25 protein-coding genes are annotated in these 26058 nt (G+C 73.4%); 17 read left to right on the forward strand and 8 right to left on the reverse strand.

The window, feature by feature from the left end; genetic code table 11:
* The first annotated feature begins 104 nt into the window (after positions 1-104).
* From F5972_RS30615 to F5972_RS30625, 3 genes are all read left to right on the forward strand, one after another.
* Entirely contained in the window at positions 105-701 is a 597-nt protein-coding gene (locus F5972_RS30615; protein WP_150938518.1) for a hypothetical protein, read from the forward strand.
* 89 nt (positions 702-790) lie between these two features.
* Complete coding sequence (locus tag F5972_RS30620) at positions 791-1453, forward strand: fasciclin domain-containing protein (RefSeq protein ID WP_150938520.1); 663 nt, start codon at positions 791-793, stop codon at positions 1451-1453.
* A gap of 204 nt (positions 1454-1657) precedes the next feature.
* Positions 1658-2452, forward strand: a complete 795-nt coding sequence (locus tag F5972_RS30625) for a hypothetical protein (RefSeq protein ID WP_150938522.1) — start codon at positions 1658-1660, stop codon at positions 2450-2452.
* 82 nt (positions 2453-2534) lie between these two features.
* Here the strand turns inward: F5972_RS30625 and F5972_RS30630 are convergent, their stop codons facing one another.
* Positions 2535-2735: a transposase gene (locus F5972_RS30630; protein WP_150938524.1), complete on the reverse strand. Its 201-nt coding sequence runs from the start codon at positions 2733-2735 to the stop codon at positions 2535-2537.
* A 102-nt stretch (positions 2736-2837) separates the two neighbouring features.
* The gene (locus tag F5972_RS30635) at positions 2838-3482 is read right to left on the reverse strand and encodes a TetR/AcrR family transcriptional regulator (protein WP_150938525.1); all 645 of its coding nucleotides are present in this window, start codon (positions 3480-3482) and stop codon (positions 2838-2840) included.
* Positions 3483-3627: 145 nt separating this feature from the next.
* Here F5972_RS30635 and F5972_RS30640 point away from each other — a divergent pair, with 145 nt between their 5' ends.
* The 5 genes from F5972_RS30640 (at position 3628) to F5972_RS30660 (ending at position 8699) form a co-directional block, all read left to right on the forward strand.
* Positions 3628-4407 (forward strand): glucose 1-dehydrogenase, encoded by a 780-nt coding sequence (locus F5972_RS30640; protein ID WP_150938527.1) that lies wholly within the window; start codon positions 3628-3630, stop codon positions 4405-4407.
* Positions 4404-4712, forward strand: coding sequence for a hypothetical protein (locus tag F5972_RS30645; protein ID WP_150938529.1), 309 nt, complete (start codon positions 4404-4406; stop codon positions 4710-4712). Before F5972_RS30640 ends, F5972_RS30645 begins: the two co-directional genes overlap by 4 nt.
* A gap of 79 nt (positions 4713-4791) precedes the next feature.
* A complete protein-coding gene (locus tag F5972_RS30650) occupies positions 4792-6954 on the forward strand; it encodes an amylo-alpha-1,6-glucosidase (protein WP_150938531.1) in 2163 nt (720 codons plus the stop codon).
* A 74-nt stretch (positions 6955-7028) separates the two neighbouring features.
* On the forward strand, positions 7029-7697 hold the full coding sequence (locus F5972_RS30655) for a dienelactone hydrolase family protein (protein WP_150938533.1): 669 nt from the start codon (positions 7029-7031) through the stop codon (positions 7695-7697).
* Positions 7698-7721: 24 nt separating this feature from the next.
* Positions 7722-8699, forward strand: coding sequence for an aldo/keto reductase (locus F5972_RS30660; protein WP_150938535.1), 978 nt, complete (start codon positions 7722-7724; stop codon positions 8697-8699).
* A 66-nt stretch (positions 8700-8765) separates the two neighbouring features.
* On the opposite strand, the gene F5972_RS30665 is transcribed toward F5972_RS30660, so the two are convergent.
* Positions 8766-9137: a MerR family transcriptional regulator gene (locus F5972_RS30665; protein WP_150938537.1), complete on the reverse strand. Its 372-nt coding sequence runs from the start codon at positions 9135-9137 to the stop codon at positions 8766-8768.
* Between the two features lie 125 nt (positions 9138-9262).
* On the opposite strand from F5972_RS30665, the gene F5972_RS30670 reads away from it, so the two are divergent.
* Entirely contained in the window at positions 9263-10336 is a 1074-nt protein-coding gene (locus tag F5972_RS30670) for an alkene reductase (RefSeq protein WP_150938539.1), read from the forward strand.
* Positions 10337-10466: 130 nt separating this feature from the next.
* Here the strand turns inward: F5972_RS30670 and F5972_RS30675 are convergent, their stop codons facing one another.
* Positions 10467-12782, reverse strand: coding sequence for a glycoside hydrolase family 9 protein (locus F5972_RS30675; RefSeq protein ID WP_150938541.1), 2316 nt, complete (start codon positions 12780-12782; stop codon positions 10467-10469).
* A gap of 170 nt (positions 12783-12952) precedes the next feature.
* Between F5972_RS30675 and F5972_RS30680 the strand changes: the two genes are divergently transcribed.
* The 4 genes from F5972_RS30680 to F5972_RS30695 all read left to right on the forward strand — a co-directional run bounded on the left by F5972_RS30680 (position 12953) and on the right by F5972_RS30695 (position 17915).
* A complete protein-coding gene (locus F5972_RS30680) occupies positions 12953-13993 on the forward strand; it encodes a LacI family DNA-binding transcriptional regulator (protein WP_204288001.1) in 1041 nt (346 codons plus the stop codon).
* Between the two features lie 126 nt (positions 13994-14119).
* The gene (locus tag F5972_RS30685) at positions 14120-15097 is read left to right on the forward strand and encodes a carotenoid biosynthesis protein (RefSeq protein WP_150938544.1); all 978 of its coding nucleotides are present in this window, start codon (positions 14120-14122) and stop codon (positions 15095-15097) included.
* On the forward strand, positions 15085-16581 hold the full coding sequence (locus F5972_RS30690) for a phytoene desaturase family protein (protein ID WP_225312040.1): 1497 nt from the start codon (positions 15085-15087) through the stop codon (positions 16579-16581). Before F5972_RS30685 ends, F5972_RS30690 begins: the two co-directional genes overlap by 13 nt.
* Complete coding sequence (locus tag F5972_RS30695) at positions 16578-17915, forward strand: glycosyltransferase (RefSeq protein WP_225312041.1); 1338 nt, start codon at positions 16578-16580, stop codon at positions 17913-17915. Before F5972_RS30690 ends, F5972_RS30695 begins: the two co-directional genes overlap by 4 nt.
* On the opposite strand, the gene F5972_RS30700 is transcribed toward F5972_RS30695, so the two are convergent.
* Positions 17866-18528 carry a glycerol-3-phosphate acyltransferase gene (locus F5972_RS30700; RefSeq protein ID WP_225312042.1) on the reverse strand — a complete coding sequence of 221 codons (663 nt, stop codon included), beginning with the start codon at positions 18526-18528 and terminating at the stop codon, positions 17866-17868. The genes F5972_RS30695 and F5972_RS30700 overlap by 50 nt on opposite strands.
* A 43-nt stretch (positions 18529-18571) precedes the next feature.
* On the opposite strand from F5972_RS30700, the gene F5972_RS38495 reads away from it, so the two are divergent.
* Positions 18572-19414, forward strand: coding sequence for a spheroidene monooxygenase (locus F5972_RS38495; protein ID WP_225312043.1), 843 nt, complete (start codon positions 18572-18574; stop codon positions 19412-19414).
* 1 nt (position 19415) lies between these two features.
* Here the strand turns inward: F5972_RS38495 and plsX are convergent, their stop codons facing one another.
* Genes plsX through crtI form a run of 3 tightly spaced genes read right to left on the reverse strand, consistent with a single transcriptional unit; the run spans position 19416 to position 23015 of the window.
* Positions 19416-20444, reverse strand: coding sequence for a phosphate acyltransferase PlsX (gene plsX / locus F5972_RS30710; protein WP_150938548.1), 1029 nt, complete (start codon positions 20442-20444; stop codon positions 19416-19418).
* A gap of 1 nt (position 20445) precedes the next feature.
* A complete protein-coding gene (locus F5972_RS30715) occupies positions 20446-21378 on the reverse strand; it encodes a phytoene/squalene synthase family protein (RefSeq protein WP_150938550.1) in 933 nt (310 codons plus the stop codon).
* A complete protein-coding gene (crtI, locus tag F5972_RS30720) occupies positions 21375-23015 on the reverse strand; it encodes a phytoene desaturase family protein (RefSeq protein ID WP_225312044.1) in 1641 nt (546 codons plus the stop codon). The genes F5972_RS30715 and crtI overlap by 4 nt, the downstream gene beginning before the upstream one ends.
* Before the next feature lie 232 nt (positions 23016-23247).
* On the opposite strand from crtI, the gene F5972_RS30725 reads away from it, so the two are divergent.
* From F5972_RS30725 to F5972_RS30735, 3 genes are all read left to right on the forward strand, one after another.
* Positions 23248-24405, forward strand: coding sequence for a MerR family transcriptional regulator (locus F5972_RS30725; RefSeq protein WP_404803088.1), 1158 nt, complete (start codon positions 23248-23250; stop codon positions 24403-24405).
* Between the two features lie 112 nt (positions 24406-24517).
* Complete coding sequence (locus F5972_RS30730) at positions 24518-25036, forward strand: RNA polymerase sigma factor (protein WP_150938554.1); 519 nt, start codon at positions 24518-24520, stop codon at positions 25034-25036.
* 5 nt (positions 25037-25041) lie between these two features.
* On the forward strand, positions 25042-26049 hold the full coding sequence (locus F5972_RS30735) for a DUF523 and DUF1722 domain-containing protein (protein ID WP_225312052.1): 1008 nt from the start codon (positions 25042-25044) through the stop codon (positions 26047-26049).
* The last annotated feature ends 9 nt before the right edge of the window (positions 26050-26058 follow it).

A 26058-nucleotide genomic window follows, 5' to 3' on the forward strand; every position in this document is an offset into this window, starting at 1 on the left:
CCGATCACCATGCTTGACCGGACATTGGCCGTGGGATGCGTGATCACTCCCTGGTGCGGCGCTTACCGTCGTGCTCGTACCATCCATGACCTCGGGGGAGTCTCATGCCTCTCTGCACAGCCGTACTGGCCGCCGCCCTCCTCTCTGGGCCGGCCGTCGTGCCGCCGGACCCGGCTCCGACCGGGACGACGGCCGCCGCGGACACGAACGACGCCACGCCGCAGTGGCGGCCGGCGGGACCAGTCGCTCTCACACCCGGCGGGACGCCGCAGGCCGGGGAGTTTCCGTTCATGCTTCCCCAGGCGCCGCCGTGGATGGCGCCCGGGGGAACGGCGGGCGGGCGCGGCGCGGGCCCCGCTCCGGAGAGCGGCCCGGACCTGCCGGACGCCCCCGGCCTGCACGTCAAGCCGGGTGTCCAGCCGGGTACGGACGGCGACGTCGTCCGGCCGAAGGCGATGGCCGGCGGCGTGGCGCCCGTCGGGCAGGCCGCGTCGGGGGACACCTCGGTCATCCCGCTGATCGATCCGAAGACGCGCGACGTCGTGATCCAGCCGGTGTCCGGCAAGCCGGGCGAGGCGCCGAAGCCGTTCACCTTCCACTCCGTTCAGGGCGTGCAGAAGGCCAGGTCGTTCCCGGCGGTCCACGTGCGGAAGAAGGTGATCCAGCGCCCCCGGCAGCAGCAGTGGCCGCGCGGCTGGTGAACCACGCGCCCGAGACGGCCTGACGGACAGGCCCGTGTGCCCGCCCCGCCACCCAGCAACGACCTTTCCACCACTAAGGAAACACGATCATGAATACCCGTCTGCTCGCCTTTGCCGCGCTGACCGCGGCGCTGTCGATGTCCGCGGCGTGCGGTAGCCAGGGCGGCAACTCCGCGGCCCCGGTCGCCGTCAACGAGACCGCCACCGACATGACCACCGAGACCCCCAGCACCAGCGCCGAGCCGAGCGAGGGCGCCTCCGCGACGCCCTCGGCACCGGTGTCCGCGTCGCCGGTCGGGCCCGCCTGCGCTTCGCTCCCGGCCTCGGGCAAGGGCAGTCCCGCCGAACTGGCCAAGGTGCCGGTGGGCGCCGCGATCTCCGACATTCCGTCGCTCTCCACGCTGGCCCGCGTGGTGAAGAAGGCCGGGCTCGCGGAGACGCTCAACTCCGCCCAGGACATCACCGTGTTCGCGCCCACCAACGAGGCGTTCGGCAAGATTCCGAAGAACCAGCTCGACCAGTTGCTGACCAACCGCAAGTCGCTCCGGGCGCTGCTGGCCTATCACGTGGTCAAGGGACGGAAGGCGCCCGCGGACCTGCACGGCGAGCTGACCAGCCTGGAAGGCCGCAAGCTCACCGTCTCGGGCGCGGCGCCCAGCTTCAAGGTCAACGACGCCGCCGTGACCTGCGGGAACCTCGCCACCTCCAACGCGACCGTCTACCTCGTCGACAAGGTCCTCATGCCGAAGTGACCGGCCGCCGTCCGGCGACGGCGTCTTCCGGGGGTGTGCCGCCTGCGGCACACCCCCCCTTTTTTTGTTTTTTTCGGCGGTCTATGTCCTGAAGCGGCCGATTCTCTTATTTGACCGGACACTGAGTGTCGGGTCCGTGAACGCCCGGCATCGGGCGCTTACCTTCGTTCTTGTACCGTCCACCAATATTCGGGGGAATTACTCATGCCTATAGCTACTGCCATACTCGCCGCGGCGCTCCTGTCGGGGCCTGCGCCCGCCGACCAGAGCCCGATGGCGGCCAAGGAGCCTCTGTCGCCCGGCAAGCAGATCGCGGCGATGGCGATGAACCACCCGGAGGAGCCCGACTTCGTCGCGTCCAAGGCTCTGGAGATCCTGGACAAGGGCGCGAAGGTCGGCCCGTACTTCTCGCCGGACGACGCGTCCGACGCCCAGGGCATGGGCGGCCCGGCGGCCGGAGGACCGCAGAACATGGGCCCGGCCGCCAACGGCCCGGAGAACGCCGGCCAGGCCGGCGCGGCGCCGCAGGACGCGGGGCAGGCCGCGGAGGGTCAGAACGCCGACGGCCAGGCGGTCGGCGACCAGGCGGCCGGGGCGCCGCAGGGCGCGGGCCAGGCGGGCGACAACCAGGGGCCCGCCGGTCAGGAGCCCGGCGAGACGAGCGGCTTCATGCCGCTGGGCAACGGCGGCATGTTCACCATGCCGGCGAAGAGCAACAGCAGCGACGACAACAGCGGTGACAACAGCGGCGACAACGCCCAGAACGCGCCGCGGGACATCTTCCTCCACCCCTCCGCGCAGAAGCCCACGTACGCGAAGCTGTCCGGCGACCAGTTGACCGGCGCGCCCGCCGGCCGGCAGAAGAAGGAGGACGACGAGGCGGCGGACGCCTGGCTCCGGCCGGCGAAGGCGACCACCGGGGCCAAGAGCGTGATCAGGGCCAAGGGCAAGGCCAGGCCGAGGAGCGCCGATCCCTTCTCGATGCCGGGCTGGGGCTGATCCTCACCGCCGCGTGGCCGGCAGTGAGACGACCGAGGGGTGAACCGACAGAGGGGTGAGCCGGCCGGGACCGGCTCACCCCTCATCGCCGTGCGCGCCGGCGGCCGGGCCGTCGCAGGTCGACGACCTCCACCAGGTCGGCCAGGTCCACGTGGGCGGCCACCTCTTCGACGGTGGCGCAGAAGCCGACGTGATACCCCAGATGGCGCACCCGCAGGAGGCACCGGCCCTCGATGACGACGGAGTCCACCTCGTGTCCCTCCGCACTCACCCACCTGCGCATGACGGCAGACTAGAAAACCCCAGGTCATGAGGGGGTAAAACCGGCAGGACCCCGCTGTTGTGGGCGTTCCGGCGGAGCCCGGAAGGCTCGTGGCGGCGGGACTCAGTCGTTGGTGGACGCCCCCGGCCCGGTCGCGGCGTACCGTGCGGCGATGGTGCGGACGGCCTCGTCGACTACCTGGGAGACGCGTTCGGCGCTCACCTCCCAGCCCGGCACCAGGAGCGTTGGCCAGAAGACGTAGTTGGAGATCATGCCCAGGAACTGGGTGGCTGCGAGGTCCACGTCCTCGACCCGCACCGTTCCCGCCTCGTGCTCAGCCAGGAGGTAGCTGCGTACGGACTCAAAGTAGGGCATCTTCCCGTGCGAGAACTGCGCATGGGCCAGCTCCGGGAACCGCGGCAGCTCGGCGATGACGATCCGGAACAGGTCGGTCATCTGGGGCCGGCTCAACAGCTCGGCGTAACGGCGACCGATGGCGCTGAGCCCGTCAACGACGTTGCCTGCCGGCGGAGGATCCTCCTCGTCAGCGGTTGACCAGGACTCGGTGACGATGGCGTCGAACAGGGCGGCCTTGCTCGGAAATTGCTTGAACAAGGTGGCCCGCGAGACACCCGAGCGCTCTGCGATCCGCGCCAGCGATGTCCGGTCGTAGCCCAACTCGAGGAACAGTGCGGTCGCGGCCGTCACGATCAGCGCGCGCTTTTCCTGGGCGACGCGCTGGTGGTACGTCGGTACGACCCTGCTCATGGACTGAGCATACGAGGTGAGTGGCTTGACTCGCCACTGCCCCCAACCTAGTGTCGAACGAGTGGCGAGTCGCTCGGCTCGCCATCGGCCGGCCGTTCATCGCCGATGATCCCGGTCAGTCACCCACCTACCGAAGGAACATCGGATGAACCGCTTCGACAACCAGACCGTGCTCGTGACCGGTGGGACCGGTGGCCAGGGATCAAGCCACGTACGCGCCTTTCACGCGGAGGGAGCGAACGTGGTGATCGGCGACGTCGACACCGAACGTGGCGCCGCTCTCGCCGACGAGCTCGGGACCCGCGCTCACTTCACCCGCCTCGACGTCACCGACGAGAGTTCGTGGTCCGCTGCTGTGCTAGCCGCCGAGAGCGCCTTCGGCGCCCTGAACGTGCTCGTCAACAACGCGGGCGTCCAGAACCCGCCGGCGCCGATTGAGAACACGGACCAGGCCACGTGGTCGCGCATCCTCGATATCAACCTCACAGGGACCTTCCTCGGCATCAAGGTCGCCGCCCCCGCTCTGCGCCGCGCAACAGGGGGAGCCATCGTCAACATCGCCTCGACGATGGGCCTGGGCGGCACGGCGCACTACGCGCCGTACGTCGCCAGCAAGTGGGCCGTGCGAGGCCTTACCCGAACGGCAGCGCTCGAGCTCGGCCGGGACCACATCCGCGTGAACACCATCCACCCTGGCGTGATCGCGACCCCCTTCATCCAAGAACCAGCAGCCGGCGCCACTGCGGCAATCGCCGACTTCTACTCACCCGAGCCGTTCGCCATCCCCCGACTTGGAGAGCCGACCGACGTCACCCGGCTTCTCCTGTTCCTCACGTCATCAGACGCGTCGTTCATCACGGGGTCGGAGTACGTCATCGACGGTGGGCTCCTCCTCGGGCCCGCCCTTCAGACCGAGACCGCATGAGCAGTCCAGACACGACCGGATGGAACGACTCCGCACGTGACGCGTCTTTGTCGCACCTGCCCGATCACATCCGGCGAGCCATCGAGATCACACCCGCAGCAGGCACCAGCGAACGGATCATCGGCATCACGACGCTGGGGCGCCACACCGGCCGGCCACGCCGCATTGAGATCTTCTTCTACCGAGCTGCGGGCACCACCGTGCCGGCGGAGATCGTCGCGGATCTCAACCAGCCTCACGACCCCGGCACCATCCGGCCGACTCGGCTCGAAGACTGGGCTGACAGGACACCCTGCCCGACATAAGCGGCGATATCAGGTGAAAACCGGCGTACCCAGAGGGTATGACGGCACCGTTGACGGGCGGGCGGGCCGGGGGGTCGGCATGACGGGCGGGTGGACGTTCGAGGGGCAGCCCAGCCCCATCGGCGCGGGCGCCGTGACGCTGGTGGCCGGGGGCTCGTTCTGCGTGTCGTCCCGCAACGGCGACATCCTGCCGGGATCGGCCCAGGGGATCTACTACGCCGACACCCGGCTGCTGTCGCAGTGGGAGCTGCGCGTCGACGACGGCCCGATCGAGGAGCTGCAGGTCGTCACCGGCGAGCCGTACCACGCGACGTTCCTCGGCCGGGCCCCGCGGCGGCCGGGCCAGGCGGAGAGCACCCTGCTGGTGACGCGCGACCGGTACGTCGGCGGAGGGCTGTCGGAGGACCTCGTCATCCGCAACATGTCCCTCGAGCCGGCCGGCCTCGTCGTGACCCTGCTCGTCGGATCCGACGTGTGCGACCTGTTCGAGGTGAAGACCCACAGGGTGCACTGGGTGGCCGACGTGACGACCGCGACGGAGGAAGGCTCGCTGCGCATGGTCTCCGTCAGCAGAGCCCGGGGAGCGCGGGTGACGGCCGAAGCCGGCGACACCCCGGTCCTGGCGGTGCCCGCCCCGCGCATGCTCCTGTTCCGGGCGGTGGTTCCCCCGCGGGGCGAGTGGAGGGCCGCGCTGAAGGTCAACCCGATCATCGACGGGGGCGAGACCGAGGCGTGGTACTGCGACAAGCGGCTGACGCCCGCGCTCGCCGAGCAGGCGGGGCGGCTGTTCGAGTGGGATCAGAGCCTGCCGGAGGTCACCACCTCCAACGCCGCCCTCGGCGCGATCCTGCGGCAGTCCCACCGGGACATCGGCGCGCTGCGGCTGTTCGATCCCGAGCGCCCCGACCTGCCGCCCAGCGTGGCGGCGGGAGCGCCCTGGTTCATGACCCTGTTCGGCCGCGACTCGCTGCTCACCTCGCTGCTGGTCCTGCCGCTCGACCCCGGCTTGGCGTACGGCACGCTGTGCCGGCTGGCCTCACTGCAGGGCACGAAGACCGACCCGATGACCGAGGAGGAGCCGGGCAAGATCCTGCACGAGCTGCGGTACGGCGCCCGGCAGGACGGCGCGGCCGCGGGCGTGGGCGGGCACGCCTACTACGGCTCGGTGGACTCCAGCCCCCTGTTCGTCGTCCTCCTCGGCGAGCTGCGCCGCTGGGGCCTCGACTCCGAGGCGGCCTGGCGGCTGCTCCCGAACGCCGACGCCGCGCTGGAGTGGATCGAGCGGTACGGCACGCGTGACGGGTTCCTCTGGTATCGGCGCAAGACCGACCAGGGCCTGGTCAACCAGGGGTGGAAGGACTCCTTCGACGGGATCAACTTCGCCGACGGAACCCTCGCCCGGCCGCCCATCGCGCTGGCCGAGGTGCAGGGATACGTCTACGCCGCCTACGTCGCCCGGCACTACTTCGCCCGCGAGGCCGGGGACGCCGATGCCGAGCGGCACTACCGGAGCCGGGCCGCGGAGCTGCGGGCCCGGTTCAACGAGCGGTTCTGGCTGCCCGACCGCGGCTACTTCGCCGTGGGGCTCGACCACGAGGGCCGGCCGATCGACGCCCTCGCCTCCAACATGGGCCACTGCCTGTGGTCGGGGATCGTCGACCGGGACAAGGCGGCGTCGGTGGCCGGGCACCTGCTGTCGCCCCGGATGTTCACCGGCTTCGGCATCCGCACGCTCGCCTCCGACATGGGCGCCTACAACCCGATGAGCTACCACAACGGGTCGGTGTGGCCGCACGACAGCGCGCTCGCCGCGGCCGGGCTCATGCGGTACGGCTTCGTGGAGGAGGCCCAGCGGGTGGCCTGCGGCCTGCTCGACGCCGCCCGGGCCTTCGGCGACCGGCTGCCCGAGCTGTTCTGCGGCTTCGACCGCGGGGAGTTCCGCCTCCCGGTGCCGTACCCGACCTCGTGCTCCCCGCAGGCGTGGTCGTCGGCCGCGCCGATCCAGCTCGTGCGCCTGCTGCTGCGCATCGATCCCTGGGTGCCGCACGGCAAGGTGTGGATCGCGCCCGCGCTGCCCGAGGGGTTCGGCGACCTGCACATCTCCGGCATGCACCTCGCGGGGACGCGGGTCGACCTGGACGTCCGGGAGGGCAGCGGCGTGCCGCACGTGACCGGCCTGCCCGACGACGTGCGCCTCATCCCGGAGCCGCGCCCGCCGGCCCCCTCCCGCGCCGGCGCCTGACCACCTGATGTCCGTTTTGTCGTAATTCGCGGGGGGTATGGCCCGCGAAGGCGCGGCGTAGAGGGAGGGCTGCGATGAGCGAGGTCGAGCTCAGTGTGCGGATCCCGGTCGGCGAGGTCGTCCTCGACGCGGACGTGGCCGTGCCGCGGGACGCGCGGGGTGTGGTGCTGTTCGCGCACGGCAGCGGCAGCGGCCGGCACAGCCCGCGCAACCGCTACGTGGCGGGGGAACTGCAGCGGGCCGGGCTGGCCACCGTACTCGCCGACCTGCTCACCGCCGACGAGGAGCGGGCCGACGCCTTCACCGGGCACCTGCGGTTCGACATCGGCCTGCTCGCCACGCGGGTGGGGGCGCTGGCCGACCGGCTGCCCGGCGACGACCTCACCCGGGGCCTGCCCGTCGGGCTGTTCGGGGCCAGCACGGGCGCCGCGGCCGCGCTCGTCGCCGCCGCCACCCGGCCGGGCGTCGTACAGGCGGTGGTCTCCCGCGGAGGGCGGCCGGACCTCGCGGGGAACGCGCTGCGGACGGTGCGCCAGCCGACGCTGCTGATCGTGGGGGAGCGCGACCCCATCGTGATCGACCTCAACCGGGAGGCGATGGAGTCGCTCACCGCGCACGTCCGCATGGAGGTCGTGCCCCACGCCACGCACCTGTTCGAGGAGCCCGGCGCCCTGGAGACGGTCGCGCGGCTCGCCCGCGACTGGTTCGTACGCCACCTCCAGGCCATGCCGCCTGCTCCCTGAGCTGCCCCGCTACGATCTGACGTCATGGAGCAGCGCGTTTTGGGCAGGACAGGCAGGCAGGTGGGCGTGGTCGGGCTGGGCGCCTGGCAGCTCGGAGCCGACTGGGGCGAGGTGAGCGAGGCCGATGCGCTGGCCACGCTGAACGCCGCGGTCGAGGCCGGCACCACCTTCATCGACACGGCCGACGTGTACGGCGACGGCCGCAGTGAGAAGATCATCGGCAAGCTGATCAAAGAACGGCCCGGCCTGACGGTGGCCACGAAGATGGGCCGCAGGGTGCAGCAGACCCCCGACGTCTACACCCTGGACAACTTCCGCGCCTGGACCGACCGCTCCCGGGAGAACCTGGGCGTCGACACGCTCGACCTGGTGCAGTTGCACTGCCCGCCGAGCACGGTCTTCGACACCGACGAGGTCTTCGACGGGCTCGACACGCTGGTGGCCGAGGGCCGGATCGCCGCGTACGGCGTCAGCGTGGAGACGGTCGCCGAGGCGCTGACCGCGATCGCGCGGCCGGGAGTGGCCACCGTGCAGATCATCCTCAACGCCTTCCGGCTCAAGCCGCTCGAAGACGTCCTGCCCGCCGCGGAGAAGGCCGGCGTCGGCATCATCGCGCGGGTCCCGCTGGCCAGCGGCCTCCTGTCGGGCAAGTACGGCCCGCAGACGGTCTTCGCCGAGAACGACCACCGCAACTTCAACCGCCAGGGCGCGGCGTTCGACGTCGGCGAGACCTTCTCCGGGGTGGAGTACGGCGTGGGCCTCCAGGCCGTCGACCGGCTGCGCGGACTCGTGCCCGAGGGCATGACGCTGGCGCAGTTCGCGCTGCGCTGGATCATCGACCAGCCGGGGGTGAGCGTCGTGATCCCCGGCGCCCGCAACCCCCAGCAGGCCCAGGCCAACGCCGCCGCGGCGCAGTTCCCGCCCCTCACGGCCGAGGCGCAGGACGAGGTCCGCAACATCTACGACGACCTCATCCGCCCCCAGGTCCACCACCGCTGGTGACCACGGGGGTCCGCCGCCGTCCGTACGGGCTCACCCACCCGCACGACGGCGGCGCGTCCCCGAGGGTCAGCGGGCGGCGGCGAGCCGCCCGTGGTGCGCGCGGTTGGCGTCGATGAGCCGGTCGAGGGCGTCGCGGGCCGTCACGAGCTCCTCGACGTGCCGGCTGATCCGGTCCCGCTCCCGCACCAGCCGCTCGAACGCCTCGGCGGAGTTCTGCTCGCTCGGCGACTCCACGCACGGCAACAACTCGGCGATCGTACGGCTGGAGAGCCCCGCGGCGTACAGGCGCTGGATGAACGCCACCCGTTCGATGTCGCCGTCGGCGTAGTGGCGCTGGCCACCGGCGCTGCGGGTGCTGGTGATGAGGCCCTGCTCCTCGTAGTAACGCAGGGACCGGACGCTCACCCCGGCCCGTGCCGCCAGTTCCCCGATCCGCATCGAGCCTCCCCCTGGGAAAATCTCCACTCGAAACACTTGCATCTAACGTCAGTGTCAGGTTCTAGCGTGGTCCTGTCCAGCCGGCGGACGTGACCATCCACGAAGCACCTGAGAGGCACGCAGTAATGACGTCCCTGTTCGATCACTACCGTCTCGGCGCGCTGACTCTGCCCAACCGCGTGGTGATGGCCCCGATGACCCGCGTACGCGCGGCCGCGGGCGGCCTGGCGACGCCGTCCATGGCGACCTACTACGCCCAGCGCGCCACCGCCGGGCTGATCGTGACCGAAGGGGTGCAGCCGAGCCTCGTCGGGCAGTCCAATCCGGGCACCCCGGGCCTGTACACCGACGAGCAGACCGAATCCTGGCGGCCGGTCACCGGTGCGGTCCACGCCAACGGCGGTCGTGTCTTCGCCCAGATCATGCACGGGGGCCGCGTCTCCCACCCCGACACCACGGGCATGCGGCCGGTGGCCCCGTCGGCCGTCCCCGCCCCGGGAGAGGTGTTCACCCCGGCTGGACCCAAGCCGGCGCCCGTGCCGCGGGCGCTGCCCACCGCCGAGGTGCCCGAGCACGCCCGGTCCTACGCCGAAGCCGCCCGCCGGGCGGTCGACGCCGGCTTCGACGGCGTGGAGCTGCACGGCGCGAACGGCTACCTCATCGCCCAGTTCCTCTCCAGCACCGCCAACCTGCGAACCGACGCCTACGGCGGCTCGGTGGCCAACCGCATCCGGTTCGCCGTCGAGGCGGTGTCCGCGACCGTCGAGACGGTGGGCGGCCACCGGACCGGGATCCGCCTCTCGCCCGGCGCCGGCTTCTGGGGCGCGGAGGACGCGGAGGTTCCCGGCCTGTACGGCGCGCTGCTCGCCGAACTGGCCCCCTTGGACCTGGCGTACGTCCACCTCGAGGCCACGGCCGACGAGGAGGTGCTCGTCGGGCTGCGCAAGGCCTGGCCTGGCACGCTCATCGTCAACCCCGTCTTCCCGATGGGCCCCCGGCAGACGGACAGGGTGGCGGCCGACCACTGGCTGGAGCGCGGCGCCGACCTGATCAGCTTCGGCCGCGCCTTCATCGCCAACCCCGACCTCGTGGAGCGGCTGCGCCAGGGGCTGCCGATCGCACCGCACGACGAGTCCACCTGGTACCAGGGCGGCGACGCCGGCTACCTCACTTACTCCGCCTACCAGCACGCCGCCTGAAGAATCAGCGCTGTCACGGACCGGCGGGCCGGGGACGCCAGCCGTGTCGTCCGGGCCACCACTGGTGACCACCGCCCTGGCGACCACCCGGGGTGGCCCCGCGCGGGTCGCCGCGCGGGGCCCGTGCTCGTCAGACGGCCGTGCAGGTCACCTGGGACGGATTCGAGTTGGCGCCGTTCCAGGAGCCGTTGAAGCCGAACGAGGCGGAGGCGCCGGCGCCGAGCGCGCCGTTCCAGGACAGGTTCGTAGCCTTCACGTTCGATCCGTTCACCGTGTGCGAGGCGTTCCAGAGCTGGGTGATCGTCTGGCCGTTGGGGAAGGTCCAGGCGACCGTCCATCCGCTGGTGGCGATGGTGCCGGTGTTCGTCACGGTGACGGTCGCCCCGAAGCCGCCGGGCCACTGGCTGGTGACGGCGTACGTCGCGGTGCACGCCTTGCCGGTGCTCGCCGAGGGTGAAGGGGACGAGGAGGGGCTCGCCGAAGGCGAAGGCGAAGGCGAAGGCGACGGGGAGGGACTCGGCGAAGGAGAGGGGGACGGGCTCTGTGAGGGGGACGGTGACGGGCTGGGGCTGGGCGAATCCGAGGGGGAAGCCGAGGGCGACGGGCTCACGGAGGTGCCGGCCTTCTCCGCGGTCCAGGCACTCACCCAGGCCAGCACCGCGTTCCAGTTGATCGCGACCTCGTTGACCGACCAGGCGTTGATGTCGTCCAGGTAGCACCTCTGCGGCTTGCACCCGCCGAGCCTCTCCTGGGCGACCGGGTCCTGCAGCCCGCTGTTGGGGCCGCCGGCCAGCGCGCCGGGTGGCGCGATCGGCAGCGACGAGTCGAGCTGGTGGGCCCAGAACCGGTGGTGGACATTGCGCGAGGGCTGGTCGCCGTACCCGGTCACGTACGACTGGCCCAGCGGGTTGCGGCCGAACTCGTAGGCCATCGTCTCGAACACCCCGTTGCGGAAGCGTTCCTGCCCGCTGAAGTCGTAGGCGAGCGCGAGCAGCGCGGCGTTGTTGAGGATGAGGTTGTTCGAGCCCCAGATGTAGCCTCCGCCGGACGGTGCGAACGGGACGGGGTAGCCCTGGTTGCGCATCGCGGTGAGCAACGTGTCACCGTTGCTCACGAAACGGTTGCGCAGTTGCGTCCCGATCGTGGAGGTCAGGCCGTTCGGGACGAGCGCGAGCGTGATGTCGCCGAGCGAGCCGACCTCCGACCACTGGGCGCCCTCGTTGGAGAAGCTCTTGCCGTAGTAGAGGGACGAGCCGGTGAGGCCGTCGCGGTAGGTCTGCTTGCCCGTGGTGACGTACAGCTCGGCGGCCGCCCAGTAGAACTCGTCGGTCACCTTGGTGTCGACGTACGAGCCGCCGCCCTGGTCGTCGCTGCTCGGGGCGATGATGGACGGGTTGGCCCTGGCCGCCGCGTACGCCTTCTCGGCGGCGGTGAGGCAGCGGCTGGAGAAGGCCGAGTCGATGGAGGCCCACACGCGGGCGCACTGCGCGGCCGACGCGGCGAGGTTCAGCGTGGCGGCGGTGGTGGGCGCCGACAACAGCCGGGGCTGGGGGTCCTGGTCGGGCCGCAGCGGCAGGCCGGTCCACGCCTGGTCGTGGATCTTGGCGTGTGCCATGCCCGCCAGCGGCCTCCCGTCCGGGACCTGCATCTTCAGCATGAAGTCGATCTCCCAGCGGGCCTCGTCGAGGATGTCGGGCACGCCGTTGCCCCGCTCCGGGATGGCCATGGTGCCGTCGCCGAAGGCCGCGGGATCGGCGCCGGAGACATACTTGGCCCGCTCGTAGACGTTGACGAGCTGCCACGCCGACATGCCGCCGTTCACCACGTACTTGCCGTGGTCGCCGGCGTCGTACCAGCCGCCGCGGACGTCCAGGGTGTACCCGCAGCTCGTGCGGCAGGGCACGTTGTTGTCGCCCTGGTTGGGCGAGACGTTCAGGTGCCCGGCGGGCCGGGCGTACTGGCTTCCCACGTACTGACCGTTGATCGCGATGCCGCTGCGCTGGTGGTAGAAGAACGCGAGCGCGTCGTACGGCAGCTTCTTCCAGGCGTCCGCGCCGATGTCGAAGGGCCGGCTGGACTCGTTGCCCACGGTGAGCACGAAGTTCGTGCCCGTCCCGGTGTACGAAGAGAAGTCAATTTTGTGAACGGTGTCGCCCGACGGCGCGTCCTGCCCGAAAACGGTCGTGGTCCCGGTCGCCACCACCTGGTCGGAGCCATTGAGCAGGCTCCACGTCAGCGGCGAGGAGGAGGAGTTGACGACGGTCGCCTGCTTTGCCGCGCCCGGCGCGTAGGCGACCTGGTTGACCTTGATGTTCTGCCCGAGCGGCGGTCGCGTGACGGCGTGCACCGGGCTCGTCGCGGTCACGACGGCGAACGACGCCGCGCCGACGGCAAGCGCCAGGGACAGCGCCGCGCGTGGGCGACGTGTCCATCCTGGCTTCTTCATGATTAACACCTCCGGCGTTTATGTTTCGTGACCGCATCATGAGGGGGAGACGTGGCCGTGAGACATTCCTCAGTCATCACGCGTTTCGCACCCGCAGGTCATCGCATCGGGCTGACGAATGATTCTGAATATTTCACGAACGCTTTCGCGGACTCTCTAAACTTTCGCGTGTGACCGGCACAAGCCTTCCCACCGAGCTAGGACCGCGGCGCCGCCAGGAGATCACGGTCGCGCAGATCGCCAGGCTGGCCGGGGTGTCCCCGCCGACCGTGTCCAAGGTGATCAACGGACGCCCCGGCGTGTCGGTCGCCACCCGGCGCCGGATCGAGGAACTGATCCGCGAGCACGGCTGGCAGCGCAGGCCGGAGAGGACCGAGTCCGCGGCCATCGTCGAGGTCCTCTTCCAGGCTCTCGACAGCCTGTGGGCGCTGGAGCTCATCCGTGGTGTCAACGAGGTCGCCCAGTCCTACGGCCTGACCGTGGCCGTCACCGACATGCACGGGCACAACTCCCCGCACCGCGAGTGGATCGAGGAGGTCCTGGCCCGGCGCCCCACCGGTGTGATCGCCGTCTCCGCCGAGCTGAGCGACCACGAGTACGCGCAGCTCGCCAGCAGGTCCATCCCGCTCGTCGCGCTCGACCCGCATGGCGAGCCAAGCCATCGCGTCCCCTCGGTCGGCGCGACGAACTGGAACGGCGGCCTGTCGGCCACCCGCCACCTGCTGGAGCTCGGGCACCGCAGGATCGCGATGATCAACGGCCCGGCGGCGCTGATGTGCTGCCGCGCCCGGCTCGACGGCTACCGCGCGGCCATGGAGACCGCGGGCGTGCCCGTCGACCCCCGGTTCCTGCGGACCGGCCCGCTCTACGTGGAGACCGGCCGTACCGAGGCGCGGGCGCTGTTCGCCCTCCCCGACCGGCCCACCGCCGTCTTCGCCGGCAACGATCTGCAGGCACTCGGGGTCTACCAGGCGGCCCTGCGGGCCGGGCTGCGCGTGCCCGACGACCTCAGCGTCGTCGGCTTCGACGACCTGCCGCTCGCCCACTGGACGGACCCGCCGATGACCACCGTCCATCAGCCGCTGGCCAAGATGGGCGCCGCCGCCGCGGAGCTCGTCATGGCCGTCAGCGCGGGCGACACGTCCGAACACCACCGCATCGAGCTCGCCACCCACCTGGTCGTACGCGGGAGCACCGCCCCACCGGCCTGACCGGCGGCGGGCCCGAAGCGCCGCCCAGGCGTCGGAATCCTTCGGGTCGTCGGCGATCGAGGCGGTGATATGAGGATGTGCCCGCCCGGGGCATCCGGTCGCCGGCGTCCGATCGAATGACCGTACGTGGAGAGATGGGAGACCGCTGAGAAACGGGCGGCCGAGGCGGACGGCACGCCCCCCGCGCCGCGCGGCGCCCGCAGACGCGGGTGGTGGCTGAACGCCGTCGGCGTCGCGCTGCTGGGCGTCATGGTGGCCGCGCAGATCGCGACCGGGCTGCGGCCTGACGACCTGCGCCTGACCACCGTGGTCGTGGTGCTGATCGCGGCGAGCGCGCTCGCCTTCGCGTCCGCGGCCACGACCCCAGCTAGGGCGGCGGGCGCGTTCGGGGCGGCGGTGGCGGCGGGTTACGCCGCCGAGTGGATCGGCACGAGGACGGGCCTGCCCTTCGGCGACTACCACTACACCGATGTGCTGTGGCCGCGGCCCGGTGGCGTCCCGCTGATCGTCGCCCTCGCGTGGGGCGGCATGGGCCTGGCCGCCCACGCCGTCGCCACCCGTGCCGTCCCCGGACGCGCCGTCCCCGCCCACGCCGTCGCCACCCGTGCCGTCCCCGGACGCGCCGTCCCCGCCCACGCCGTCGCCACCCGTGCTGCCGCGGGTCGTGCCGCGGCCGGTCGTGCTGCCGCCGCCCGGGCCGTGCCGTACGGCGTGGCGGGCCGGGTTTGCCTCGGGGCCGTCGCGCTCACCGCGTGGGACCTCTTCCTCGACCCCCAGATGCTCAGGCTCGGGCTGTGGGTCTGGGCCGAGCCCGGGCCGTACCGCGGTGTGCCGCTCGGTAACTTCGCCGGGTGGCTGCTGGTCTCGCTCCTGGTCATGACGTTGATCGAACGCATCGCGCACCACCCCGCCCCGGCGGCGCCGGGGACGGCGGCCCGGGCGGGGGCCACCGGGCTGGTCGCCCTCTACACGGTGATGGCGGTGATGGAGACCGTCGGCTTCGCCGTGGTCTTCCGGCCGCCCGACCTGCTGGTGGCCGCCGCCGGAGGGGCCGCGATGGGTATGTGCGCGCTGCTCGCCTGGAGGGGCACATGGCGGAAGTGATCGTGGTCGGTGGCGGCGTCGGCGGCATGGTGGCCGCCCTGCTGCTCGCGCGGGACGGGCACGACGTGCGGATCCACGAGCGGCTGCCCAGGCTCGGCGGCAAGCTGGCCGAGCACAGGCGCGACGGCTTCACGTTCTCGATCGGACCCTCGCTGCTCACGCTGCCCGGCCTCTTCCTGGACCTCGGCATCCCGCTCGACCTGCTCGAACTCGACGAGCTGTGCCGGTACCGCTTCGCGGACGGCTCGGTGCTGTCCACCTACCGCGACCCGGGCCGTACGGCCGGGGAGGTGGACCGGCTCGCGCCGGGCGAGGGCCGCCACTGGCGGGCCTACCACCGCTGGGCCGAGCGCTGCCTGGACGCCGCGATGCGCACCTTCTTCGTGGGGCCGCTCACCGGGCCCGTCGTCGAGCCACCGGCCCCCTGGCGGGGCGGGCAGGTTCCGCGGGCACGGCTGGGTGACCTGTTCGCGGTCGCGCCCGGCCGCACCCTGGACGCGCTGGCGGGCGGTTTCTTCCGGGACGCCCGCCTGCGCCAGTACGTGGACCGCTACGCGACCTACGCGGGATCGAACCCCTACCGCGCGCCCGCCGCCCTCGGCTGCGTCCCCGCGATCGAGCACGGCGACGGCGGGTGGTACGTCCGGGGCGGCCTGCCCCGCATCGCCGACGCGCTGGCCGCGGCACTCGACAAGGCGGGCGTGGAGGTCCGTACGGAGACCGAGGTCACCGAGGTGATCGCGGGCGCGGACCGGGTTCACGGCGTCCGTACGGCCGGAGGCGAGGTGACTCTCGCCGACGTCGTGGTCGTCAACGCCGACGCGGCCGCGCTCTACGGGCGGCTGCTGCCCGACCGCACCCGGCTGCGCCGGATCGCCGGGCTGGGCCTGTCCTCGTCCGCCTTCCTGATGCTCGCCGCCGTCGAGGGCCGCACGGAGGGCATGCCCCACCACTCGATCGTGTTCTCCGGCGACTACCGGCGGGAGTTCGGCGACATCTTCGACCGGCGACGGCCGCCGGAGGACCCCACGGTCTACATCGGCTGCCCGTCCGGGCACGACGCCACGATGGCGCCCGACGGCGCGGAAAGCTGGAGCATGCTGGTGAACGTCCCGGCCGGCGACCCGGCCCGATGGCCGATGCCGCCCGAGGCGTACGCGGAACTCGTCCTGGAGCGCCTGGCGAGCCGGGGGCACGACCTGTCCGGGCGGCTGCGCTTCCTCGACCTGCTGACCCCGGCCGACCTGCGGGACCGGTACGGCGCCTGGGGCGGGGCGATCTACGGCGGGGCGTACGGAGGCCCGTTCGCCTCCTTCCGCCGTCCCGGCAACCGGGGGCCCCGGCGGGGCCTCTACCTCGTCGGCGGGACCGCGCACCCCGGGGGCGGCCTGCCGCTGGTGGCGATGGGCGGGCGCATCGTGGCCGAACTCGTGGCCCGCGACCTCTCCCGTTCCGGCCCGCGGCGGGGAAGGGCGAGACCGTGACGGGGAAGGGCGAGACCGTGACGACCGGCCGGTGGGTGCTCGGGGCCGCCCAGGCGGCGGCCGCCCTCGTGGTGCTGGCGCGGCTCGCCCGCGGACGCCGGCGCCTGCCCCCGCTCAGCCCGCCCGCCGCGCGCACGGAAACGGCGGGCCCCGACGGCCGGGAAGTCGCCGCATCAGAATCGGCCGCCCGCGGCGGGACACAGGGCGGCGGGACGCTGAGCAGCGAGGCACTGAGCGGCGAGCCACAAGGCGGCGGGACACCCGGCAGTGGGGCGCCGGATCGCGGGGCACGGAGCGGCGGGACGCCGGGCGGTGGGGGCAGGGGAATATCGGTGGTGATCCCGGCGAGGAACGAGGAGCACCGCCTCGCGCCCTGCCTGCGCGCGGTGCTGGCCGACCCCGCCGTCATCGAGGTGATCGTGGTGGACGACGAGTCCTCCGACGGCACGGCCCGGCTCGCCGCCGCGCACGGCGCGCGCGTGGTGCCGGGACGGCCGCTTCCGGACGGCTGGGTGGGCAAGCAGTGGGCGCTGCACCAGGGGCTGCGGGAGGCGCGCGGCGAGATCGTCATGACCCTCGACGCCGACACGCGGCCCCGGCCCGGCCTGTGCGCGGCGCTGGCCGCCGCGCTGGACGACCACGACCTGGTCAGCGCCGGTCCGCGCTTCGTCTGCGACGGACTCGCCGAGCAGGCGCTGCACGCCTCGTTCCTCGCCACGCTGGTGTACCGGTTCGGCCCGATCGGTCCTCCGGCCCCGCCGCCCCCGCATCGGGTCATGGCCAACGGCCAGTGCCTGGCCTTCCGCCGTGCGGCGATGCTCCGGGCCGACGGCTTCGCCCGGGTGCGGCGGCACATGACCGACGACGTCGCCCTGGCCAGGGCGCTCGCGGCGGACGGCTGGAGAGTCGGCTTCCTCGACGCCCGGGATCTGCTGGAGGTCGACATGCACGAGTCGGCCGCCGAGGTGTGGCGGGAATGGGGACGGTCGCTGCCGCTGGGCGACGTCACCCGCCCCGCCTGGCAGGCCGCCGACCTCGCCGTCGTCTGGCTCGCCGCCGCGCTGCCGGTGCTCCGCCTGGCCGCCGGACGGCCGACCCGGCTCGATCTCGGGCTGCTCGCCGTGCGACTGCTGCTCACAACGGCCCTGCGACCGGCCTACGCCCGGCCGGGGGCGGGCGTGGCGCTGTCGTTGCTGCTCGACCCGGCGACCGCCGTACGGCTGACGCAGGCGACGCTGCGGCCCGTGCGCACCTGGCGCGACCGCTCCTACCCCACCATGCCGGTCAGGGACGGCGGGCGGCCAGCGCCGCCTGCCCGAAGCGGAGACCGATGAGGCACATCAGCGCGCCGGTCGCGGCGACGTGCCCGATCGGCGCGAAGGCCAGTTGCAGCACCGGGAGCGCGAACACCCCGGCCCTGGCTCCCAGCGCGAACGACCTGGTGGCCAGCCGCGTCACCGCCAGGACGGCGAGCGCCGGCACGAACGCGGGCGGGCAGATCACGGCCATCCCCCCGGCGAAGGTCAGCACCGACCGCCCGCCGCGGAACCCGGCGAAGACCGGCCACGCGTGGCCGAGCATCGCCGCTCCCACCGCGAGGTACGCCAGGGGAACGCTCGGCCCGGCGACCACTCCCAGTGCCGTCGTGTGGGCGCCCCCGGCCACCAGGCCGAGCAGCCCGGCGGCCACGCCCTTCGCCATGTCCCCGGCGAAGACGGGCGCCGCCGCCCGCGCCCCGAGCCGTTCGCGCACGTTCCAGAAGCCGGGGTTGCGGTCGCCCTCCTCACGGGGATCGACGCCGCGCCGCCCGGCCACCAGCACCGCCACCGGGATCGAGCCGAGAAGGTAGCCACCGATGACCGCGACGAGCAGCGGAACGAACGAGGAAACGAACGAGGGGCCCGGCGGGGAACCGGCTGGGGGGACGAGCAGCGGGAGCGTCGTCACGTTCCACCTCCACAGGTACGCGGATCGGGGGGCGATGCGCCACATGGCCTTCGACCGTCCGGTGCTGCGCCGGACCCCGGGACTGCTGTTCTGGCGGCTGCTCGGCACGGGCCGGGGGCCGTCCACGACGCTCGGCGCCGACCTGCGCCGCTGGGCGCTGCTGGCCGTGTGGCGGGACGAGCGGGCGCTGGAGGATTTCCTGGAGCGCTCGCCGATCCCGGCGCGCTGGCGGCGCGAGGCCGTCGAGACCTGGCACGTACGGCTCGCGCCGATCTCCTCGCGCGGCCGCTGGAACGGCGTCGAACCCTTCACCCCCGCGCCGCCGCTCGCCTCCGCGCCGCTCACTCCCGCGCCCTTCGGCCCTCGGATCGCGGAGGGCCTGATCCAGGGCACGACGCCGCCGGGCACGGAACATCAGGGGACGAACCTCCCAGCCCTGGAGCGCCTCGCGCCGGGAAAGGCGTCCTCGCCGGTGGTGTCTCCAGTGGTGTCTTCGGGGGAGCGGGCGGGCGGCGGGCCGGTGGCGGTGCTGACCCGGGCGTCGATCAGGCCGTCGCGGCTCCTGGCGTTCTACCGGTCCGTCCCCTCCGTCGACCGGCTCCTGCGCGCGCAGGAGGGCTGCCTCGCCTCGGTCGGCCTGGGGGAGTGGCCGCTGGCGCGGCAGGCCACCTTCTCCGTGTGGCGTGACGCCGCCGCCGTCCGCGCGTTCGCCTACGCGGGACGCGCGCACCGCGAGGTGATCGAGCGCGTCCGCGCGCACGACTGGTACTCCGAGGAACTGTTCGCCCGGTTCGTGCCGTACGCGAGCGCGGGCACCTGGGACGGGACCGATCCCCTCGCCGGTCTTGGCCCCGGTTCGCCCGGGTTCGCCCTGTCCCACCGCTGACTCAACGGGCGGGGCGGACGGCGGGACGATCGCCCAGGCGGGCCACGACCTCGCCCCGGGCCAGGTCGTGGGCCACGACGCAGGCCCGCGCGATGGTCCGGGCCCGCGAGGAGCCGTGGGCCACCACGACGGTGCCGGTCAGGCCCAGCAGCGCCGCGCCGCCGTGCGTCTCAGGGTCGTAGCGGCCGGCCACCCGCCGCAGCGCCTCGGCGCCGGCCGCGTCCCGCGTGCCCGCCCCGTCACCCACCCCACTGCTGCCCACTTCCGTGGCCAGCAGGGCGAGCGTCGCCCGTACGGTGCCCTCGACGTTCTTCAGCACGACGTTGCCGGTGAAGCCGTCGGTCACGATCACATCGGCCACCCCGGTGAGCACGTCGCCGCCCTCGACCGGCCCGTGGAAGCGCAGCGGCAGGTCGCGCAGCAGGGCCTCGGCCCGGCGGGTCAGGCGGTTTCCCTTGCCGGGCTCGGCGCCGATCGACAGCAACCCGACGCGGGGATCGGCCACGCCCAGCACGAGCCGCGCGTACGACGCCCCGAGCAGGGCGAACTGCGCGAGCATCTCGGGAGTGGGGTCCACGGTGGCGCCGGCGTCGATCAGCACGGTGGCCCCGCCCGCCGTCGTCGGCAGCGCAACGGCCAGCGCGGGGCGCAGAATGTCGGGCGCGGTGCCCAGCCGGTCGACCGCGCAGGCGGCGACGGCTCCCGTGGACCCGGCCGACACGAAGGCCGCACCGGCTCCGTCCCGGACGAGGCCGAGCCCGACCGCCAGGCTGGAGCGGGCCATGCGGATCGCCCCCGCGCCGCGCTCGGTCATCGGGACGACGTCGTCGGCGTGCGCCACGTCGATCTCGCCCACCGCCCCGAGCCGGGCCAGCTCCGCGCGCACCACTCCCGCCCGGCCGGCGAGGACGACCGGCACGCCGTGCTCCCGCCGGGCCTGGACCGCCCCCCGCACGATCTCGGCGGGCCCGTGGTCTCCACCCATGGCGTCCACCACGACCGGCGGGGAGGCGGTCGGCACGTCCCGCATGTCAGGCCACCCCCACCCGGCGCTCGGCCTGCGCGGCGGCGCGGGCGGCGAGCAGGTTACGGGTGAAGATCGCGAGCCTGCGCCCGCGCGGCACCGTGGCCCGCCGCGCCAGCACGTCGTGGCCGGCCGCCGTGATCTCGTCCAGGATGCCGCCGTACAGCTCGTACGCCGCCCGGATGCAGGGCCGCGACGACGGCGCGAGCAGCGCGATCCCCTCCCAGGCCCGGCGGTAGTGGTCACGGGCGCGTTCGCAGTTCAGGGCCACCAGATCGCGTACGGCCGGGGTGGCGCGCGGCGCGGCGAGGTCGGCCGGGGTCACGCCGAACTTGTCGAGGTCGGCCAGCGGCAGGTAGATCCGGCCCCGCGCCAGGTCCTCGCGTACGTCGCGAACGAAGTTGGTGAGCTGGAACCCCAGGCCGAGCTGCCGTGCGGGCTCGCGGGCCCGCTCGTCCTCCCCTGGCAGGGGTTCCAGCACGGGCAGCATCATCGTCCCGATGGCCGCCGCCGAGCCCTCCATGTACCCCAGCAGGTCGTCGTACGTCGCATACCTGCGCACGGTCAGGTCGGCCCGCATGGACGCCAGGAACGCCGCCACGTCGGCGTGGTCGATCCCGAAGGCCCTGACCGTGTGCGCGAAGGCGGGCAGCACCGGGTCGCGGACCGGCTCCCCGCCCAGCGCGGCGGTCAGCCGGGAGGCGAGCCGTTCCAGCGCCCGGGACCGGTCGCCGCCCATCGAGAACGAGTCGACGATCTCGTCGGCGTAGCGGGCGAAGCCGTACAACGCGTGGACGTGCGGCCGTTTCCAGGCGGGCAGCAGCAGGGTGGCGAGGTAGTAGGAGCGGCCGTAGCGGGCGTGCAGCCTGCGGCACCGCTCGTACGCCGCCGTCAGCGTGGCGGACGACGGTGCGGACGACGGTGGGGGCGACGTTCTCATGGAGTGCTCTCCAGGATGCGTTCGGCGGCCAGGCGGCCGGAGATCAGCACGGGCGGCACCCCGACGCCGGGGGCGGTGTACATGCCCGCGAAGTGGAGGCCGGGGACCCGCCGCGCCGCGCCGGACGGCCGGAACCAGGCCGTCTGGGTGAAACGGGCGTCGAGGGCGAACGGCGTGCCCGCGGAGTGGCCGCGCCGCCGCCAGGCGGGGGGATCGAACACGAGCCGCGGCGTCGCGGACAGGTCGCCGTACCCGAGGCCGGAGAGCCGGTCGAGCATGCGGTTCACCAGACGGGGGGTGAGGGCGGCCCAGCCGGCGCCGCCCGTCAGGTTCGCGGTGGGCTCCAGCACGCTCAGCACGGCGGGCCCCGCGCCGCCGGGCCCGTGGTCGTCTGGCCCGTGGTATTCAGGACAGGTCACCAGCAGGCTCGGGTCCGGCTGCGGGGCGCCCGCCTCCAGCGCCGCGAACGTCGCCCGCCACTCCCGGCCGAAGTGCAGGGTGTGGTGGGCCTGGCCGTCCGGCCGCCGGTCGAGGGCGAAGTGCGCGACCAGGCACGAAGGGGAGAACCGGGGACGGCGGAGCCGCCAGTCGGCCGCCTCCTCCGGCAGCAGGCCGTCGCCGCCGGCGCCGTGGGCGCCGACGAGGTCGCAGGCCACCACCGCGTGCCGGGCCGCGATCCGCTCGCCCGTGTCGAGCCGTACGGCCCTCACCCCGGCGCCGTCGGTCTCGATGCGGGTGGCCCGCACCCCGTACCGGAAGACCGCCCCGGCCTTCTCCGCGGCGGCGGCCATGGCCCGGGGGACGGCGTGCATGCCGCCCTCGCGGGGGAAGTACACCCCGCCGACGGTGTCCATGTGGGCGATCACCGCGTACACGCCGAGCGCGCGCTGCGGCGACCGGCCGACGTACAACGACTGGAACGTGTGCGCCCTGATCAGCCGCTCGTCGGTGAGGTGGCGCCGCACGAGGCGGTCCAGCCGGCGGAAGCCGCCGAGCGCGGTCAGCCGGGCCAGCGCGTACGGCCGGGCCAGCGCGCGCAGCCGGGTCATGTCGCTGTCGATGAACGCGTCCCACTCGGCCGCGAACATCTCGCCGAGCAGCCCCCGGAACCGGCGGTAGCGCGCGGCCTCCGCGGGCCCGCACAGCGCCCGCACCTGGTCCTCCATGGCGTCCGCGCCCGCGACCACGTCGAGCCGCGACCCGTCGTGGAAGGTCAGCCGGTAGTACGGGTCGAGCCGGCGCAGCGGCAGCCAGCGCTCCATGTCCTGCCCGGCCGCGGCGAAGGTGTCGGCGAGCACCCCCGGCATGGTCAGCACCGACGGGCCGGTGTCGACGCGGTGCTCGCCGAGGACGGCCGTGCCGCAGCAGCCGCCCGGCACGTCGGCGGCCTCCACGACGATCACCTCACGGCCGGTCCCGGCCAGGCGCATCGCGGCGGCCAGGCCGCCGAGGCCCGCGCCGACGACCACGACCGGCCCGCCCGCGGCCATCAGACGGTCCTGCGGGTCGTCGTCGTCATGCGCGCTGCTCCTTCGGTCGTTCCGGTGATCGCGGCCGGTCCGGCGATCGGCGGCCGTTTCGGTGATCGGCGGTGCCGTCAGTAGAGTTTTCGCGCCCTCCCGCTCCGGCGGTTGCATCCATGCGATCGCATCCGTGCGTGCATCCGCACCGGGCCTCCGGGCCGAAACAAGGCGAGGGACGACCGGCACGGCATGGTGGCCGGAGGGTGGGAGCGGTGGGGCGGCAGGGGCCTGAGCGACGGCGGGCCTCGGGAAACGGCGGCCGGCACAGGCCGCACGCAGTGGCCGGAAGCACGGATCGGAAGCAGCGGACGGACACGGCGGACACGGCGGACACGGGGGTGAGCGGGTGAGGCGGGACGGGCAGCCGGGGACGGACGGCGACGCCGTCTCCGAGGAGGAGCCGGGCTACGGCATCGGAGCCGTCGCCCGCCGGCTCGGCGTGCCCGCGTCCACGCTGCGCACCTGGAACCTCAGGTACGGCATCGGCCCGAGCCGGCGCAGCCCGGGCGGGCACCGCCGTTACGACGAGGCGGACCTGCGCCGGCTCCAGGAGATGAACCGGCTGGTCCGGTCGGGGATGCCGCCGGCCGACGCCGCCAATTTGGCGCTCCGGCAGCGCCCAGCGGCGGCGGGGGAGCGGAGCACCGGCGAGCCGGCGGCCGGTGAGCCGAGGACTGGTAGGGCGAGGACCGCCGAGCAGGGAGCCGCCGAGCAGGCGGCGTTCCCGGCCGGAGGGGTGGCCGCGGCGCCGGGCCGTCCGGCGCCGCGTCCGGCGCGCGGCCTGACCGGCGGTCCGGCGGGTTCCGCCGCGCCGCCCGAATCCGGGCTCACGTCCCCGTCCACATCGGCGCGCGAGGTCACGCCCAGAGTCGCACCCGAACTCCCGGCCGCTGAACCCGGCCTGCTGTCCGCGGCCATGCTGGCCCGCGTCGTGGCGGCGATGGACGCCCCGGCCGTGAGCGTGGCGCTGGACGCGGCACTGGCCGCGCACGGCGTCCTGTGGACGTGGGAGCGGCTCGTGCTGCCCGTGTTCGCGGCGATCAGCCGCAGGCAGCAGGAGACCGGGGCCGGGATCGACATCGAGCACCTGTTCTCCAACCGGCTCCAGGCCGCCCTGGTGCGGTTCGCCGCGCACGCGCCCGCGCCCGTCCACCCCCGGCCGGTCCTGCTGGCCGCCGCCGAGGAGGAGCAGCACACGCTGGCGATCCAGGCGCTGGCCGCCGCGCTCGGCGGGCTCGCCGTGGAGACCCGGGTGCTCGGGGCCCGCACGCCGTACTCCGCGCTCGCGGACGCCATGCGCCGCGTCGGCCCGGCGGCGGTGTTCGTCTGGTCGCAGACCCCCGAGACCGGCGATCCGGCCCCGCTCGGCGGCCTGCCGGGGCTCCGCCCCGCCTGCCGGATCATCGCCGGCGGCCCCGGATGGGGCGACGGCGTGCCTACGGAAGTCGTTCGGGTGACTACGTTTCGTGACGCCATCTCGGCGGTAATGACCACTCTGCGGTAATTCGCCCTCTTTGGCGCACTCTTGACCTGAGGTCCGGCCGGTTTGGTTGTCATGACGACGCGCGGGGGGCTATGAATAGGTTTTGAATAGGTTTTCGGGGCATGGGGGGACCATGGAGACGACGCTGGAGTTCCGCCTCGCCGCGGGAGACACGGGCGCCCTGGGGGAGTGCTACCGCGAGCACTCCCCGGCCGTGCGCTCCTACCTACGCAAGCTCGTGCCGCCACAAGACGTGGAAGACGTCCTCCAGGTCGTCTTCACCGAGGTCTGGCGGTTCAGGCACCGCTTCGATCCGGGCCGCAGCCTCGCGGCCTGGCTGTTCGGCATCGCGCACAACCGCGCCGTCGACCACCTGAGGGCGCGTACGCCGACGACGGTGCCGCTGGAGGCGGTCCCGGACCCGGCGGGACACGACGGACGGCGGGACGGCGACGAGCTCGCCGACCGCGACCGGGTGCTCCGCGCGCTGGCCGCGCTGCCCCAGGTGCAGCGCCAGGCGATCGAGCTGGCGTACTACGGCGATCTGACTCAGCGTGAGATCGCCGAGCACCTGCGGGTCCCGCTCGGCACCGTCAAGGCCCGGACGGCCCGGGGCCTGCACCGGCTGTCCGCACTGCTGGAGGCGGCGTGAGCACGATGGAGAACGCCACGGAGAGCACCACGGAGAGCACCATGGAGAGCATGACGGCGGAGGTCAGGCCCAGGGTGGCGGTGTCGAGCTGCCTGCTCGGCGCTCCCGTGCGGTTCAACGGCGGCCACAGCCGCGACCGGTTCCTCGCCGGCGAGCTGGACGAGCACGTCGACTGGGTGCCGATCTGCCCCGAGATGGAGATCGGCCTCGGCGCGCCCCGCGAGACGCTCCGCCTGGAGGGCGGCCCGGACGGGCCCCGGCTGCTGACCCGGCGGACGCGCCGCGACCTGACCGCCGAGATGGCCGATCTCGCCGCCGATCGGGCGGCGGAGATCGGTGCCGTCGACGGCTACGTGTTCAAGTCGAAGAGCCCGAGCTGCGGGCTCCACGGCGTCCCCGTGTACGGCGGGTCCGCTCCGGGCGCCCCCGGGCGCCGAGGCCCCGGCCTCTTCGCCTCCGCGGTCACCGACGCCCACCCGTCGCTGGTCGTCGAGGACGAGGGCCGGCTGCACGACGCGGTGCTGCGGGAGGCGTTCGTCGAGCGGATCTTCGCCGCGGCCCGGCTGCGGGCGCTGCTGTCCGGCGACTGGCGCCCCCGCGACCTGGTCGACTTCCACGCGCGGCACAAGATGCAGATCCTCGCCCACTCGCCCGGGGCGTACCGGGTGATCGGGCGGCTCGTCGCCGCCGCTGGCGACCTGCCCAGGGAGGCGCTGGCCCGCGAGTACGGCTGGGCCTTCCGCACCGCCCTCCTGGTGCGGGCCACCATCGGGCGTCACGTCAACGTGCTGCACCACTTCCTCGGCAGGATCAGCGCGGACCTCGACCCGGTCCGCCGGGCCGACCTCACCGAGGTCATCGAGGCGTACCGGGCGCACCGGGTCGCCCTCGCCGTGCCGCTGGCCCTGCTGCGCCACCACGCGAAGGGCGCCGGAGCGGGTCAGGTCCAGGAGCAGACCTACCTGTCGCCCTACCCGGACGCGCTGCGCCTGCGCAACCACGTCCCCGCCTGACGGGCCCGC

It is taken from the genome of Microbispora cellulosiformans (genome assembly GCF_008728085.1).
In the GTDB taxonomy this organism is placed as follows: domain Bacteria; phylum Actinomycetota; class Actinomycetes; order Streptosporangiales; family Streptosporangiaceae; genus Microbispora; species Microbispora amethystogenes.

Bases quoted from the DNA above. Each gene is read 5' to 3' on its own strand.
- F5972_RS30615 (WP_150938518.1), top strand. From the start codon at position 105: ATGCCTCTCTGCACAGCCGTACTGGCCGCCGCCCTCCTCTCTGGGCCG.
- F5972_RS30620 (WP_150938520.1), top strand. From the start codon at position 791: ATGAATACCCGTCTGCTCGCCTTTGCCGCGCTGACCGCGGCGCTGTCG.
- F5972_RS30625 (WP_150938522.1), top strand. From the start codon at position 1,658: ATGCCTATAGCTACTGCCATACTCGCCGCGGCGCTCCTGTCGGGGCCT.
- F5972_RS30630 (WP_150938524.1), bottom strand. From the start codon at position 2,735: ATGCGCAGGTGGGTGAGTGCGGAGGGACACGAGGTGGACTCCGTCGTC.
- F5972_RS30635 (WP_150938525.1), bottom strand. From the start codon at position 3,482: ATGAGCAGGGTCGTACCGACGTACCACCAGCGCGTCGCCCAGGAAAAG.
- F5972_RS30640 (WP_150938527.1), top strand. From the start codon at position 3,628: ATGAACCGCTTCGACAACCAGACCGTGCTCGTGACCGGTGGGACCGGT.
- F5972_RS30645 (WP_150938529.1), top strand. From the start codon at position 4,404: ATGAGCAGTCCAGACACGACCGGATGGAACGACTCCGCACGTGACGCG.
- F5972_RS30650 (WP_150938531.1), top strand. From the start codon at position 4,792: ATGACGGGCGGGTGGACGTTCGAGGGGCAGCCCAGCCCCATCGGCGCG.
- F5972_RS30655 (WP_150938533.1), top strand. From the start codon at position 7,029: ATGAGCGAGGTCGAGCTCAGTGTGCGGATCCCGGTCGGCGAGGTCGTC.
- F5972_RS30660 (WP_150938535.1), top strand. From the start codon at position 7,722: ATGGAGCAGCGCGTTTTGGGCAGGACAGGCAGGCAGGTGGGCGTGGTC.
- F5972_RS30665 (WP_150938537.1), bottom strand. From the start codon at position 9,137: ATGCGGATCGGGGAACTGGCGGCACGGGCCGGGGTGAGCGTCCGGTCC.
- F5972_RS30670 (WP_150938539.1), top strand. From the start codon at position 9,263: ATGACGTCCCTGTTCGATCACTACCGTCTCGGCGCGCTGACTCTGCCC.
- F5972_RS30675 (WP_150938541.1), bottom strand. From the start codon at position 12,782: ATGAAGAAGCCAGGATGGACACGTCGCCCACGCGCGGCGCTGTCCCTG.
- F5972_RS30690 (WP_225312040.1), top strand. From the start codon at position 15,085: ATGGCGGAAGTGATCGTGGTCGGTGGCGGCGTCGGCGGCATGGTGGCC.
- F5972_RS38495 (WP_225312043.1), top strand. From the start codon at position 18,572: ATGGCCTTCGACCGTCCGGTGCTGCGCCGGACCCCGGGACTGCTGTTC.
- plsX (WP_150938548.1), bottom strand. From the start codon at position 20,444: ATGCGGGACGTGCCGACCGCCTCCCCGCCGGTCGTGGTGGACGCCATG.
- F5972_RS30715 (WP_150938550.1), bottom strand. From the start codon at position 21,378: ATGAGAACGTCGCCCCCACCGTCGTCCGCACCGTCGTCCGCCACGCTG.
- crtI (WP_225312044.1), bottom strand. From the start codon at position 23,015: ATGCAACCGCCGGAGCGGGAGGGCGCGAAAACTCTACTGACGGCACCG.
- F5972_RS30730 (WP_150938554.1), top strand. From the start codon at position 24,518: ATGGAGACGACGCTGGAGTTCCGCCTCGCCGCGGGAGACACGGGCGCC.
- F5972_RS30735 (WP_225312052.1), top strand. From the start codon at position 25,042: ATGGAGAACGCCACGGAGAGCACCACGGAGAGCACCATGGAGAGCATG.